Origin of the sequence: Planomonospora corallina (assembly GCF_042650625.1) — a bacterium.
Lineage (GTDB): Bacteria > Actinomycetota > Actinomycetes > Streptosporangiales > Streptosporangiaceae > Planomonospora_B > Planomonospora_B corallina.
Window position 1 is genome coordinate 91,109 of record NZ_JBHSBM010000025.1, and the last position, 14,323, is coordinate 105,431.

Here is a 14,323-nt window from a genome sequence, read left to right on the forward strand (position 1 = left end):
CGGCCCGCCGGAGGACTCAGCGGACGCCGAGCAGGTCGACGACGAAGATGAGGGTCTCGCCGGGCTTGATGAGACCGCCCCCCGCACCCCGGTTGCCGTAGCCGAGGTGGGCCGGGATGGTCAGGCGGCGGCGGCCGCCCACCTTCATGCCCGCGACCCCCTGGTCCCAGCCCGCGATGACCCGGCCCCCGCCGAGCGGGAACTCGAAGGGCTCGCCGCGGTTCCAGGAGGCGTCGAACTCCTCGCCGGTGGAGAAGGCGACACCGACGTAGTGCACGGTGACCTGGTGGCCGGGCTTGGCCTCCGGCCCGTCCCCCTCGACGATGTCGACGATCTGCAGGTCCTTGGGTGCCTCACCCTCCGGGAAGTCGATCTCCGGCTTCTCCAGTGCCACGTGCTCTCTCCTTGATCTGGTACGTGCCGGCCGATGTCCGACCGGCCGAACGACTCTACGGGGTCCGGGCGACCGGCGGGGCGGCAAGGAGCACCCAGGCGGCAAGGAGTACCCAAGCGGTGAGAAGCACCCGGGCGGCGCGGGAGGCACTCCGCGGGCCGGGCCGGGCCGGTCAGGCCGACTCGCGCACCACCAGCTCCGTGGGGAGGATCACCGGGCCGCCCACGTCGCCGCCGGAGGCGAGCTCCAGGACGAGCCGTCCCAGTTCCCGGCCCATCTGGCCGGCGGGCTGCCGGACCGTGGTGAGCGGAGGCTCGGCGTAGGCGGCGGCGGGCACGTCGTCGAAGCCCACCACGGCGACGTCGTCCGGGACGCGCCGCCCGGCCTGCCGCAGCACCCGCAGGGCGCCCAGTGCCATCATGTCGCTGGCGGCGAAGACCGCGTCGAGCGCCGGGTCGTCCCGGAGCAGCTGGCGCATGGCCGCGGCGCCCGACTCCCGGGTGAAGTCGCCCACCGCGACGATGGAGCGCCTGTCGGAGTCGCGCAGCGCGGTGCGGTAGCCGGTCAGCCGGTCGATCCCGGCGACCATGTCCTGCGGCCCGGCGATGGTGGCGATCCGTCGGCGGCCCCCCGCGACCAGGTGCCGGACGGCCTGCTCGGCGCCGCCCGCGTTCGCCATGTCCACGCAGGGCGGTCCACCGTACGAGAAGGGGCGTCCGCCGCACACCACGGGCACGCCCCTGCGGGCCAGTACGGCGGGCAGCGGGTCGGCCCCGTGCATCGAGGCGACGATCACGCCGTCCACGTGGCGGGCGGTGGCGTAGCGCTCGACCCGCTCCCGGCCGCGGGGCGTACCCGCGAGCATGAGCACGAGCTGCCTGTCCGCGGCCTCCATCTCCTGGCTGACGCCGCGGATGACGCTGGCGAACAGGGGGTCGTCGGAGAAGACGCGGGTGGGCGGCTCGGAGAACACCAGGGCCACCGAGCCGGCCCGCCGGGTCACCAGGCTGCGCGCCGCGAGGTTGGGCACGTAGCCCAGCTCCTCCACGGCGCGCAGCACCGTCTCGCGGATCTCGGGGCTGACGTGCGCCGAGCCGTTGACCACGCGGGAGACGGTGGCCCGGGAGACCCCGGCCCGGGCCGCCACCCCCTCCAGGGTGGGCCGGGCGGAGGTCACCGGGTCACGCCTGCAGCCCGTTGCGCCGGATGACCTCGCGGTACCACAGCGCGCTGTCCTTGGGCGTGCGGCGCTGCGAGGCGTAGTCGACGTGGACCAGCCCGAAGCGCTTGGCGTAGCCCTCGGCCCACTCGAAGTTGTCCATCAGCGACCACACCAGGTAGCCGCGGAGGTCGGCCCCGGCCTCGATCGCGGCGTGCGCGGCGCGGAAGTGGCCGTCGAGGAAGGCGATCCGCCGCTCGTCGGCGACCCGGCCGTCGGCGAGGACGTCGTCGAAGGCGGCGCCGTTCTCGGTGATGATCAGCGGTGTGCCCGGGTAGTCGCGGGCGAGCCGGGTCAGCAGCTCGGTCAGGCCGTCCGGCTTGACCGACCAGCCCATCGCGGTCTTCTCCTCGTCGCCCTGGACGAACGCGATGCCCTCGCTGCCCGGGTGGACCGGGTTGGCCGGCTGGCAGGCCCGCAGCCGGACGGTGGTGGGGCTGTAGTAGTTGACGCCGAGGATGTCGATGGGCGCGCCGATGATGTCCAGGTCGCCGTCGCGGACGAAGGACCAGTCGGTGAAGCGGCGGGCGCGCTCGACCACGTCGGCGGGGTACTCGCCGCGCAGGACCGGGTCGAGGAAGATCCGGTTCTGCAGCCCGTCGACGTGCGCGACGGCCTCGGGGTCGGAGCCGGAGATCGGCGCGAGGTTGAGGGTGATGCCGACCTGCCGGGCCCCCGCGGCGCGCAGCTCGGCCACCGCCAGGCCGTGCCCGAGCAGCAGGTGGTGGACGGCGGCGAAGGCGGCGCCCGGGTCGGTGCGGCCGGGGGCGTGGACGCCCGCGCCGTAGCCGAGGAAGGACGAGCACCACGGCTCGTTCAGCGTGGTCCAGGTCTCGATCCGGTCGCCGAGCCTGCCGTGCACGACGGCGGCGTACTCGGCGAAGCGCTCGGCGGTCTCCCGGCTGGTCCAGCCGCCCCGGTCCTCCAGGGCCTGGGGGAGGTCCCAGTGGTAGAGCGTCACGATGGGCGTGATGCCGTGCCCGTGCAGCTCGTCGACGAGCCGCTCGTAGAAGTCCAGGCCGCGCGGGTTGACCGGGCCGGAGCCGTCAGGCTGGATCCGGGGCCAGGCGATGGAGAACCGGTAGGCCTGAATCCCGAGGTCGGCCATCATCGCCACGTCGTCCGCGTAGCGGTGGTAGTGGTCGCAGGCCACGTCGCCGGTGTGGCCGCCGACGACCTTGCCGGGAGTGCGGGAGAAGGTGTCCCAGATGGACGGCCCGCGGCCGTCCTCGTTCGCCGCCCCCTCGATCTGGTAGGAGGCCGTCGCGGTCCCCCAGACGAATCCCTGCGGGAAGGTCAGGCCGGCGCCGCCCGCAGTCTCCTCCGCGGTCCCCCCGGACACCCCCATGGACAGGGTCATGTCTTCATCCCCTTTCGCCTCGCCGTCATCCGCCTCGCCCCGCACGGCAGAGAGCGCTCTCACACAGGATCGTAGGTGCCGGACGGGCATGTCAAGGTGATGTGTCCGCCATCCGGGCGGACCGAAGGCCGCGGACGCGTTGACGCGATGTTCACTCAGGGATACGGTCCTCCGTCAGAGAGCGCTCTCTGATCCATGCCCACCCCGGTGGCCGATCCCCCGGCGCCGGCAGCCCGGTACCCAGGAGGTATCCATGGGCTTCCCATCCCCCTTACGCAAAGTAGTCGCGGCGGCGGCGGTCCTGGCGACCGCCGTGGTCACCCCGATCGCCCTGGCGGGCCCGGCGGCCGCGGTCACGGTCGGCGCGGGCGGCTACGCCTCCGCCCGCCCCGCCGGCACGGCCGGCCCCTCGAACTCCGACGGCGCCGCCGTCGCCCCCAAGGTCACCGGCCGGATGGCCGGCAAGGCGGCGCCGACGAACGACTGGTGGTCCTCGCTGATCTACCAGCGCTACGCCGGCAACCCGTACTCCGAGAACATGTACGCCCACCCGCTCTCGTTCCACGCGAACGCCAAGGGCATCAGCGTCGGCTACCCGAACAAGCCGAACATCAGCTCCGACGGGCGGATGTACGAGTACGTCCACGCGAGTGACCTCAACGTGGGCGTCTCCGGGCTCAACGCGCCGAAGACCGAGGTCGACGGCTGGGGCGACTGGAGCGTCACCCCGCGCTGGAGCGACGGGACCCGCACGCTGCGGACCACGATCGCGCACGGCTCGCCGTACGTCTACGCCGAGGCCGCCGGCGGGAACGCGCTGGTGGAGTTCACCGGCCCGGCCAGCGTCTGGCAGAACAACGGCAACGTGCTCGGCGTCACGGTCAACGGCCGTGACTACGCTCTGTTCGCCCCCTCCGGGAAGAACTGGTCGCTGACCGGCACGGCCTCCGCGAGCGCCCCGGCCGACTTCTTCTCGGTGGCCGTCCTGCCGTCCCGGGGAGCGCTCCCACTCTTCACCAAGTACGCCTACTCCTTCGTCACCGACACCAAGGTGAGCTGGAGCTACGACGCGGCGAGCGCCCGGATGCGGGCCACCTACACCGCCTCCACCACCGCCAGGCAGGGGAGCCAGACCGGCACCCTGCAAGCGCTCTACCGGCACCAGTGGCGCAACTCCTCGGACGCGATGACGGAGCACCGCTACGTCTCGCCCCGCGGCGAGATGCGGCTGCGCGAGGGCGCCTCGTTCACCACGAGCGCGCAGTTCAACGGCGTGCTGCCCGCCCTGCCGCTCGCGCCCGGCGCGGACAAGGCCAAGCTGCGGGCCGACATCGACGCCGAGCTGAACGCCGCCGACCCCTACAAGGGCGCCGTCGACACCTACTGGACGGGCAAGGCCCTGTGGCGCATCGCGGCGCTCATCCCGGTCGCCAACCAGATCGGCCACACCGCCGGCCGGGACAAGGCCATCAGCCTGGTCAAGAGCAGGCTGGCCGACTGGCTCACCGCGGGCTCGGGGGAGACCGGCAAGCTGTTCGCCTACGACTCCACGTGGAAGACGCTGATCGGCTACCCGGCCGGCTACGGCACCGACAAGGAGCTCAACGACCACCACTTCCACTACGGCTACTACGTGCTGGCCGGGGCGATGGTCGCCCAGCACGATCCGGCCTGGGTCTCCGACTCCCAGTACGGCGGCATGCTGAAGCTCCTGGTCAAGGACGCGGCCAACTACGACCGCTCCGACAGCCGCTTCCCGTTCCTGCGCAACTTCGACCCCTACGCCGGGCACGCCTGGGCCTCGGGGCACGCGGGCTTCGGCCACGGCAACAACCAGGAGTCGTCGTCGGAGTCGATGATGTTCAACACCGCGGCGATCCTGTTCGGCCAGGCGACCGGCGACACCGCCCTGCGGGACGCGGGCATCTACCTGTACACCACCGAGCGCGAGGCCATCGGCGAGTACTGGTTCGACGCCGACGGAGCGGTCTTCCCCTCCTCGTACGGCCACGACACGGTCGGCATGGTCTGGGGCGCCGGCGCCAGCTACTCCACCTGGTGGACGGCGAACGCCGAGGAGATCCACGGCATCAACATGCTGCCGATCACCGGCGGCTCGCTGTACAACGGCGCCTGGAAGGCCGACATCAAGCAGAACATCAGCGAGATGCGGACCTCCAACGGCGGCCAGGAGAGCGAGTGGCGCGACGTCATCTGGCAGTTCCTGGCCATGGCCGACCCCGCCGCCGCGCAGTCGCTCTGGCAGGGCGCCAACCCGGCCCCCGAGGACGGCGACTCCCGCGCCCACGCCAATCACTGGATCACCGCGCTGAATGCCTGGGGCACCCCCGACCACTCGGTCACCGCGAGCGTGCCGACCTACGCGGTGCTGAGCGGCTCGGCGGGGAAGACCTACGTCGCCTACAACGTCTCCACGAGCGCCGTCACGGTCCGCTTCTCCGACGGGCAGACGCTCGCCGTTCCGGGCCGGGCGATGGCCTGGCGGGGGCCGGCGGGCAGCGGCACCGAGCCGGGCAACGGCTCCGGGCCGAGCCCCACCGCGAGCCCGACGGCGACGCCCACTGCGAGCCCGACGGCGACCCCCACCGCGACGCCCACCGCGACCCCCACGGCCACGCCGACGTCCGGCGGGGTCGACGCCCGCTCCACCATCCAGGCGGAGAACCACCAGGCCCAGTCGGGCACGGTCGTGGAGGACACCACCGACACCGGAGGCGGCAAGAACGTCGGGTACATCGCGAACGGCGACTGGCTCCGCTACGACAACGTGCGCTTCGGCTCCGAGCCCGCGCGGCAGTTCAAGGCCAGGGTGGCCTCCGGGGCGGAGCCGGGGATCAGCGGGCTGGTCCAGGTCCGCCTCGACAGCCCCACGGCCGCGCCGATCGGCGACTTCGCGGTGGCGAACACCGGCGGCTGGCAGAGCTGGCGGACGATCGCCGCGAACATCTCCGGGGTGACCGGCACGCACACCGTCTACCTCACCTTCAGCAGCGGCCAGCCGGCGGAGTACGTCAACCTCAACTGGTTCACCTTCTCGACGAGCTGAGCCGGGCCGCGCACCGGGGCGGCGGGGCCCGCCGCCCCGCGTACACTCGCACCGGCACCGGGCGGGGACCGCACGGTCCCCGCCCGTTCGCTTCCGAGGGCTCCGTCCCGCTGTCAGAGAGCGCTCTCACAGATGGTCAAATGGTGAATCACCCCTGATGGGGGCTATTTTCTCAAATGCGTAACCATAGCATCACAGTGATTGACATCACGATGTTGGCCGACAAAGCTGCAGAGAGCGCTCTCACATCGGTTGGAGTCACCCGGCCACCCCAGGCGGGCGCCGTCCGCACGGTGCCCTGCGCGGACGCCGCGAGGTGGTCCAGCCGGCCCCGCCCGCCGGGGCCGGCCCGGCAAAGTAATGGAGGAAGGGTCCATGTCGCTCCTCTCTCGGCCCACGCGCCTCGCCTTCGCGGCGAGCGCCGCGGGCCTGGCGCTGCTCGCCGCCGGCTGCGGTTCTTCCGAGCCCGCGCCCACGGCGGACGGCGGCGGCACGTCCGCTGACTGCGCCCCGTACGAGCAGTTCGGCAAGCACGACGGCAAGAAGGTCTCGGTCTACTCCCCGATCCGGGACACCGAGGCCGACCTGTTCCAGCAGACCTGGGCGCAGTTCGAGAAGTGCACCGGGATGAAGGTCAACTACGAGGGCACCGGCGAGTTCGAGGCGCAGATCCAGGTCCGCGCCGACGGCGGCAACCCGCCGGACCTGGCGTTCTTCCCGCAGCCGGGCCTGCTGGAGCGCTTCGCCAAGGCCGGCAAGCTCAAGGCGGCTCCCGACCAGGTCAAGAAGCTCGCCGAGCAGAACTGGTCGCCCGACTGGCTGAAGTACAGCACCATCGACGGTGCCTTCTACGGCGCCCCGCTGGGTGCCAGCGTGAAGTCCTTCGTGTGGTACTCGCCGAAGATGTTCGCCGAGAAGGGCTGGAAGATCCCGCAGACGTGGGACGAGCTCATGACCCTCAGCGAGACGATCGCGGGCAGCGGCGTCAAGCCGTGGTGCGCGGGCATCGAGTCCGGCGACGCCACCGGCTGGCCGGCCACCGACTGGATCGAGGACGTGCTGCTGCGCGAGCTCGGCCCCGAGGGCTACGACGACTGGGTCGCCCACAAGCTGGCCTTCAACGACCCCAAGGTCGTCGCCGCGGTCGACAAGGTCGGCGCGATCCTGAAGAACGACAAGTTCGTCAACGGCGGCTACGGCCCGGTCAAGAGCATCGCGAGCACCGCCTTCCAGGAGGGCGGCGTGCCGATCACCGAGGGCAAGTGCGCGCTGCACCGCCAGGCCTCCTTCTACGCCAACTTCTGGCCCGAGGGCACCACGGTGGCCGAGGACGGCGACGTCTTCGCCTTCTACCTGCCCGGCAACGACCCGGCCAAGAAGCCGGTGCTGGGCGCCGGCGAGTTCGTCGCGGCCTTCGCCGACCGTCCCGAGGTCCAGGCGTTCCAGGCGTATCTGGCCACCGCCGACTTCGCCAACACCCGGATGAAGCTGGGCACGTACGTCTCGGCCAACAAGGGCGTCGACATCAACAACGCGCAGAACCCGATCGACAAGCTCTCCATCCAGATGCTCCAGGACCCGAACACGGTCTTCCGCTTCGACGGCTCCGACCTGATGCCGGCCGCGGTCGGCGCGGGCACCTTCTGGAAGGGCATGACCGACTGGATCAACGGCAAGGACACCAAGACGGTCCTCGACTTCATCGAGGCCTCCTGGCCCAAGTCCTAGTCCGAAGGCACCTGCGGCGTCCGGCTCCCGGCAGGGGTTCGCCCCCCTCGGCGGAGCCGGACGCCTCCGCAAACGCCCATCCCTTCCGGGAGTTCCCTCCATGAACCTGGACTTCGACTTCGCCGCGGAGCAGCCGAAAATCCTGCAGTTGCTGCTCGGCGTGGTCGCCTTCTGCGCGGTGGTCGCGCTCCTGCTGCTCCTGCTCGACCGCGTGCCGATGCGGCGGCGGCCGTGGCCGGTCGTGACCATCCTGCTCGCCCCGGCGCTCCTGCTGCTCGCGATCGGCCTGGTCGTGCCGGCGGTGCGCACCACCCTGCTGTCGTTCATGAGCGGTGACGGAGCCTCCTGGGTGGGGCTCGACAACTACGTCTGGATGTTCACCCAGCCCGAAGCGGTGACGGTGCTCCGCAACACGCTCATCTGGGTCGCCCTGGTCCCCGTCCTGGTGACCGCGGTCGGCCTGCTCTACGCGGTCCTGGTCGACCGCAGCCGCTTCGAGTCCCTCGCCAAGTCGCTGGTCTTCCTGCCGATGGCCATCTCCTTCGTGGGCGCCGGCATCATCTGGAAGTTCGTCTACGCCTACCGGCCCGAGGAGAGCGACCAGATCGGCCTGCTCAACCAGATCGTGGTGGCCTTCGGCGGCACGCCCCAGCAGTGGCTGCTGGAGCCGCCGCTCAACACGATCTTCCTCATCGTCGTCATGGTATGGATCCAGGCCGGCTTCGCCACCGTGGTGCTCTCCGCCGCCATCAAGGGCATCCCCGCGGAGATCGTCGAGGCGGCCAGGCTCGACGGCGCCTCCCCGGTCCAGATGTTCTTCCGGGTGACCCTGCCGAGCATCCGCTCCGCCGTGCTCGTGGTGCTGGTCACCCAGTCGATCGGCACGCTCAAGCTGTTCGACATCGTCCGGACCATGACCGGCGGCCAGTTCGACACCAGCGTCATCGCCAACGAGATGTACAACCAGGCGTTCCGGTACGGCGAGACGGGCAAGGGCGCGGCGCTGGCCGTGTTCCTGTTCGTCCTGGTCACCCCCATCGTCGTCTACCAGATCCGCCAGCAGCGGGAGGCCGCCCGATGACCACCGTCTCACCCGCCGTCCCGGCGGTACGGTCCGACAGCAGGGGAGCCGCCCACCGCGTCAGGAAGCGGCTGAGCGGCCGGGCCGCCAGCGCCGTGGCGCTCGTCATCGCGGTGCTGTGGACCACGCCGACCTTCGGCCTGTTCCTGTCCTCGCTCCGGCCGGAGGACCAGATCAAGACCACCGGCTGGTGGAAGTTCTTCTCCGACCCGGAACTCACCCTGGAGAACTACCAGGAGGTGCTGTTCAGCACCTCCTCGTCCTCCGGCCGGATGGCCAGCTTCCTGGTCAACTCGATCGTCATCACGATCCCGTCGGTGCTGTTCCCGCTGGCCTTCGCCGCCTTCGCGGCGTACGCGCTGGCCTGGGTGCCGTTCCGCGGGCGCAACTGGGTCTACATCGGCATCTTCGCGCTGCAGGTGGTCCCGCTGCAGATGGCGCTGGTCCCGCTGCTGTCGTTCTTCTCCGAGGGCGTGTCGGTCTTCGGCCTGCAGATCCTGCCCGCCTGGGAGCTGGAGGGCCCGGCGCGCTTCGCGCAGGTGTGGTTCGCGCACACCTGCTTCGCCCTGCCGCTCGGCGTCTTCCTGCTGCACAACTTCATGTCGGAGCTGCCGGGAGAGCTGGTCGAGGCCGCCCGGGTGGACGGCGCGAGCCACGGCGTCATCTTCCGCAAGCTGATCCTCCCGCTGGTCGCGCCGGCGCTGGCCACCTTCGGCATCTTCCAGTTCCTGTGGGTCTGGAACGACCTGCTGGTGGCACTGATCTTCGCCGGGGGCACCCCCGACAGCGCCCCGATGACCGTACGGCTGGCGCAGATGGCCGGCACCCGCGGCAACGAGTGGCAGCGCCTGACCGCCGGCGCGTTCGTCTCGCTCGTCATCCCGCTCGTCGTCTTCCTGTCGATGCAGCGGTACTTCGTCCGGGGCCTGCTGGCGGGCAGCGTCAAGGGCTGACCGGGGAGAGCCCCGCGGGGCGCCGGGAGCGGTTCCGGCGCCCCGCGGGCTCCCCGGCCCGCCGCGGGCCCGCACCGGGTTCGCGGCGGATCTCCACGGGCCCCGCATCGGGCCGGTGGCGGAATCTCCCACGGGACTCCGCCGGGTCCGTGATGGGTTATCGTCATGCCGATCGCAGTGTCGAGCCGGAGGCCACCATGAAGCGCCCCACCCTGGAGGCGGTCGCCGCCCGCGCGGGAGTCTCCCGGGCCACCGTGTCCCGGGTGGTCAACGGGCAGCCGACCGTCGCCTCGGGCATCCGGGAGGCGGTGATGCGGGCCGTCGAGGAACTCGGCTACGTGCCCAACGCGGCGGCGCGCACCCTCGTCAACCAGCGCACCGACTCCATCGCGCTGATCGTCTCGGAGTCGCCCACCCGGGTCTTCTCCGATGACCCGATGTTCTCCACCGTCATCCGTACGGCCAGCGCGGAGCTGGAGGCGGCGGACAAACAGGTCGTGCTGATGCTGGCCGGGTCGGCCCGCAGCCACGCCCGGGTGGAGCGTTACATCGCCGGTGGCCACGTCGACGGCGTCATGCTCATCTCCATGCACGGCGCCGACCCGCTGCCCGCCGCGATCACCCGCATGCGCGTGCCCGTCGTCTCGTACGGCAGGCCCGCCGTCCCGGTGGACCTGCCCTTCGTCGACAACGACAACGTGGGCGGGGCGGAGACGGCCGTGCGCCACCTGGCCGAGGCGGGCCGCCGCCGGATCGCCACGGTCGCCGGGCCGCAGGACATGATCGCCGGACAGGACCGCCTGACCGGCTACCGGAACGTCATGCAGGGCTCCGACCGCCGCTCCATCGTGGCGATCGGCGACTTCACCCGCGAGTCCGGCGCGGTGGCGATGCGCCAGCTCCTGGAGGACGATCCCGCGCTCGACGCGGTCTTCGTCGCCAACGACCTGATGGCGATCGGCGCGCTCCAGGCGCTCCGCCAGGCCGGGCGCAGGGTCCCGGACGACGTGGCGGTGGTGGGCTTCGACGACATCGAAGCGGCCCGCTACACCGAGCCGCCCCTGACGACGGTCCGCCAGCCCGTCGTCGACCAGGCCGCGGCCATGGTCCGCCTCCTGCTCGGCCTGGCGTCCGGCGGGGGGTCCGCGGAGCCGGTCATCCTCCCCACCGAACTGGTGGTCAGAGAGTCGGCCTGACCCCGCACCCGGGTCCCGCCGCGCGGGGCCAGGTGGAGGGACCGCGTGGCCGGCCGGTCGAGCGGCCCCGGACATGACGAAAGCAGGTGGAGGGATCGCGTGGCCGGCCGGTCGAGCGGCCCCGGACATGACGAAAGGCCGTCGCCGCCGCTGCCGCGGCGGACGGGTCACGACGGCCTGTGATCGTTCGCGGACGGTCCGGTTACCGGATCATGCCCGCGACCAGGTTGCGCAGCTCCAGGTGACCGGCCTTGAGCTCGGCCACGTCGCCCTCGACTCGCTTCATCGAGAGCTCCAGGTTCCCGACCGAGCGCTTGACGGTGCCGAGGTCCTCGCGGAGCTCGGACACATCGGTGCGGATGCTGCTGATCTCGATGCGCATCTCGGTGCGGAGGCCGTCGATCTCGGTGCGCATCTCGGTGCGGAGGCCGTCGATCTCGGTGCGCATCTCGGTGCGGAGCTCGGCGATCTCGGTCTTCACCTCCGTGCGCAGGTCGGTCATCTCCGTGCGCAGGTCGGTCATCTCCGTGCGCAGGTCGGTCATCTCCGTGCGGAGACCGGTCATCTCCGTGCGGAGACCGGTCATCTCCGTGCGCAGGTCCTTGAGGACCTCGAAGATCGCCGCGGTGGTGGCCCGGTGTTCGTGAGCCTCCACGCGGAGCTCGGCCACCCCGAGCTCCAGGGCACGTGTGCGGACTTCTGATGTTGCGTCGGACACGACAGCTCCTCGCCGTTGTCGCCAATGGGGGAAGCCGTCACAGTGGTGGAGGGAGGACATCTGTGCGGCGAGAGAAGACTACGCAGAGCGTGAACATGATCGCTACACGTGGTCGAGGCCGGGGTGGCGGAAGCCGTACCGGGTGGGAAAAAGAACCACCCGGCACCTGTGACCTTCCGTTCTAGTGGTCGATCCGCGGGCCGGCGGCCCGCGGCCGGGCCGCGGAGACGGCGGGGAGTCCGCGGAGACGGCGGGGAGTCCGCGGCCCGGCAGGGGCCACGGCGGCCGCCCGGGAGGTCACCGCCCGGGGCGGCGCTGCTCCGGGGCGATCGGGCGCTGGACGCCCGGGTCGTACCCGCCGGCCACCGGCGGGTCGACGACCACGGTGTCGGCCGGGCGCGCGACGCCGTCCAGGACGGCGCGGGCGTGGTCGGCGTGCGAGGCCGCGACGAGCACGTCGTAGCGGCCGGCGACGATGGCGCTGCGCGAGGAGAAGTCCCGCTTGCCGCGCGTGTAGTAGTGGTTGAGGAAGCCGAACGCGGCCCCCATCACGGCGCCCCACAGGCCCGCCCAGAGGACCATCATGAGGAACGAGAGCGTCGTCGAGGTGAACAGGCCGAGGAACGCCCCGACCAGGAGGCCGAAGAACAGGCCGTTGCCCGCGCCGAGGAGCGCGGCCCTGCCGTTGGTCATCCTGCCGGTGACGGTCTCCTCCATGCGCAGGTCGGTGCCGACGATCGCGACGTGCTCCACGGGGAATCCGGCGTCCGAGAGCGCGTCCACGGTCCGCTGCGCGGCCGCGTAGTTGTCGTAGCCGACCAGCGTCCGGCGGTCGACGACGACCGGTGTCCCGACGCCCGTGTGCAGCTGTGTCATGTCCTGCCGCCTTTCCGAGTCGGTGTGGCTCGGGGAGTGCGGCTACCCACGACGGGCGGGACGATGCGCGGTCCCGCGGATCTCCTCTCCACCGGCCGCCCAGGCCGCGGCGCCGGCCGGAAAGGCCCTCTCCGCGCCGGAAGGTCCTCCGCGTTAGAAGGTCCTCGGCGCCGCAAGGCCCTCCGGCGGGCGCCGCCGGGCGTCACCAGCTCTGGTGGAGCGGCATGCCCTCGGTGTAGCCGGCCGAGCCCTGCACGCCGACCACCGCGCGCTCGTGGAACTCCTCCAGGGTGGCGGCCCCGGCGTAGGTGCAGGAGGAGCGCAGGCCCGCCACGATGGCGTCGATCTGGTCCTCGACTCCGGGACGGTGCGGGTCGAGGTACATCCGGGAGGTGGAGATGCCCTCCTCGAACAGTTCCTTGCGGGCCCGGTCGAAGGGGGAGTCCTCCGCGGTGCGGAGCTTGACGGCGCGGGCCGAGGCCATGCCGTAGTTCTCCTTGTACCGGCGGCCGTCGGCGTCGGTGTGGACGTCGCCGGGGGACTCGTAGGTGCCCGCGAACCAGGAGCCGATCATCACGTTGGCCGCCCCGGCGGCCAGGGCCAGCGCGACGTCGCGGGGGTGCCGGACGCCGCCGTCGGCCCAGACGTGCCGGCCGAGACGGCGGGCCTCGGCGGCGCACTCCAGGACGGCGGAGAACTGCGGGCGGCCGACGCCCGTCATCATCCGGGTGGTGCACATGGCTCCCGGGCCGACACCGACCTTGACGATGTCCGCACCGGCCTCCACCAGGTCGCGCACCCCGGCCGCGGTCACGACGTTGCCCGCGGCGACCGGCACGCCGGGGCCGAGCGCGCGGACCGCCCGGAGCGCGTTGATCATTTTCTCCTGGTGGCCGTGAGCGGTGTCCACGACCAGGCAGTCGATCCCGGCCTCCAGCAGCTCCTTGGCCTTGGCCGCCACGTCCCCGTTGACCCCGACGGCGGCGGCGATCCGCAGCCGGCCGGCGGCGTCGACGGCGGGCCGGTAGAGGGTGGCCCGCAGGGCGCCGGTCCGGGTCAGGATGCCCACCAGCCGGCCGTCGCCGTCGACGACCGGGGCGAGCCGGTGACGGCCGTCGTGGAGCCGGTCGAAGGCCTCGCGCGGGTCGAGGCCGGCGGGCAGGGCGAGCAGGTGGTCGGACATGACCTGCTCCAGCTGGGTGAACATGTCAGCGCCGTGGCAGTCGGCCTCGGTGACCACGCCGACCGGACGCCTGTCCCCGTCGACGATGATGACCGCGCCGTGGGCCCGCTTGGGCAGCAGGGTGAGCGCCTTGCCGACGGTGTCGTGCGGGGCCAGCGCGATGGGGGTGTCGTGGACCAGGTCGCGTTTCTTGACCCAGCCGACGACGTCGGCGACCACGTCGATCGGGATGTCCTGGGGGATCACCGCGATGCCGCCGCGCCGGGCCACGGTCTCGGCCATGCGGCGGCCGGCGACCGCCGTCATGTTGGCGACCACGACCGGGATCGTGGTGCCGGTGCCGTCGGAGGCGGACAGATCGACGTCGAGCCGGGAGCCGACGGAGGAGCGCGCCGGGACCATGAACACGTCGCTGTAGGTCAGGTCGTGGGCCGGAGCCATGTCGTTGAGGAACTTCACCACGTCTACCTTATGTGAGGACGGCCACGGTGTTCCTTCCCCGTTTCCGGGTGGGCTATGGGAGCTGAACGGTCGTGATGGAGATTAAG

At 71.7% G+C, this 14,323-nt stretch carries 11 protein-coding genes; 5 read left to right on the top strand and 6 right to left on the bottom strand.

Annotated features, from left to right (window positions below):
- Positions 1-16: 16 nt before the first annotated feature.
- The 3 genes from ACFOWE_RS22475 to ACFOWE_RS22485 form a co-directional block, all read right to left on the bottom strand.
- Positions 17-394, bottom strand: a complete 378-nt coding sequence (locus ACFOWE_RS22475; protein ID WP_377290928.1) for an FKBP-type peptidyl-prolyl cis-trans isomerase — start codon at positions 392-394, stop codon at positions 17-19.
- Positions 395-566: 172 nt separating this feature from the next.
- Positions 567-1,571, bottom strand: coding sequence for a LacI family DNA-binding transcriptional regulator (locus ACFOWE_RS22480; protein ID WP_377290930.1), 1,005 nt, complete (start codon positions 1,569-1,571; stop codon positions 567-569).
- Positions 1,572-1,575: 4 nt separating this feature from the next.
- Positions 1,576-2,973: a GH1 family beta-glucosidase gene (locus tag ACFOWE_RS22485; RefSeq protein WP_377290932.1), complete on the bottom strand. Its 1,398-nt coding sequence runs from the start codon at positions 2,971-2,973 to the stop codon at positions 1,576-1,578.
- A 253-nt stretch (positions 2,974-3,226) separates the two neighbouring features.
- Here ACFOWE_RS22485 and ACFOWE_RS22490 point away from each other — a divergent pair, with 253 nt between their 5' ends.
- From ACFOWE_RS22490 to ACFOWE_RS22510, 5 genes are all read left to right on the top strand, one after another.
- Complete coding sequence (locus ACFOWE_RS22490) at positions 3,227-6,040, top strand: glycosyl hydrolase (RefSeq protein ID WP_377290934.1); 2,814 nt, start codon at positions 3,227-3,229, stop codon at positions 6,038-6,040.
- Between the two features lie 375 nt (positions 6,041-6,415).
- A complete protein-coding gene (locus ACFOWE_RS22495) occupies positions 6,416-7,768 on the top strand; it encodes an ABC transporter substrate-binding protein (protein ID WP_377290936.1) in 1,353 nt (450 codons plus the stop codon).
- 106 nt (positions 7,769-7,874) lie between these two features.
- Complete coding sequence (locus tag ACFOWE_RS22500; protein ID WP_377291337.1) at positions 7,875-8,849, top strand: carbohydrate ABC transporter permease; 975 nt, start codon at positions 7,875-7,877, stop codon at positions 8,847-8,849.
- Positions 8,846-9,802: a carbohydrate ABC transporter permease gene (locus ACFOWE_RS22505; protein WP_377290938.1), complete on the top strand. Its 957-nt coding sequence runs from the start codon at positions 8,846-8,848 to the stop codon at positions 9,800-9,802. Before ACFOWE_RS22500 ends, ACFOWE_RS22505 begins: the two co-directional genes overlap by 4 nt.
- A gap of 197 nt (positions 9,803-9,999) precedes the next feature.
- Entirely contained in the window at positions 10,000-10,998 is a 999-nt protein-coding gene (locus tag ACFOWE_RS22510; protein WP_377290940.1) for a LacI family DNA-binding transcriptional regulator, read from the top strand.
- Between the two features lie 202 nt (positions 10,999-11,200).
- Here the strand turns inward: ACFOWE_RS22510 and ACFOWE_RS22515 are convergent, their stop codons facing one another.
- The 3 genes from ACFOWE_RS22515 to ACFOWE_RS22525 form a co-directional block, all read right to left on the bottom strand.
- Positions 11,201-11,716 (bottom strand): hypothetical protein, encoded by a 516-nt coding sequence (locus tag ACFOWE_RS22515; RefSeq protein WP_377290942.1) that lies wholly within the window; start codon positions 11,714-11,716, stop codon positions 11,201-11,203.
- Positions 11,717-12,013: 297 nt separating this feature from the next.
- On the bottom strand, positions 12,014-12,592 hold the full coding sequence (locus tag ACFOWE_RS22520; protein WP_377290944.1) for a general stress protein: 579 nt from the start codon (positions 12,590-12,592) through the stop codon (positions 12,014-12,016).
- A gap of 202 nt (positions 12,593-12,794) precedes the next feature.
- Entirely contained in the window at positions 12,795-14,234 is a 1,440-nt protein-coding gene (locus tag ACFOWE_RS22525) for a GuaB1 family IMP dehydrogenase-related protein (protein ID WP_377290946.1), read from the bottom strand.
- Between the last annotated feature and the right edge of the window lie 89 nt (positions 14,235-14,323).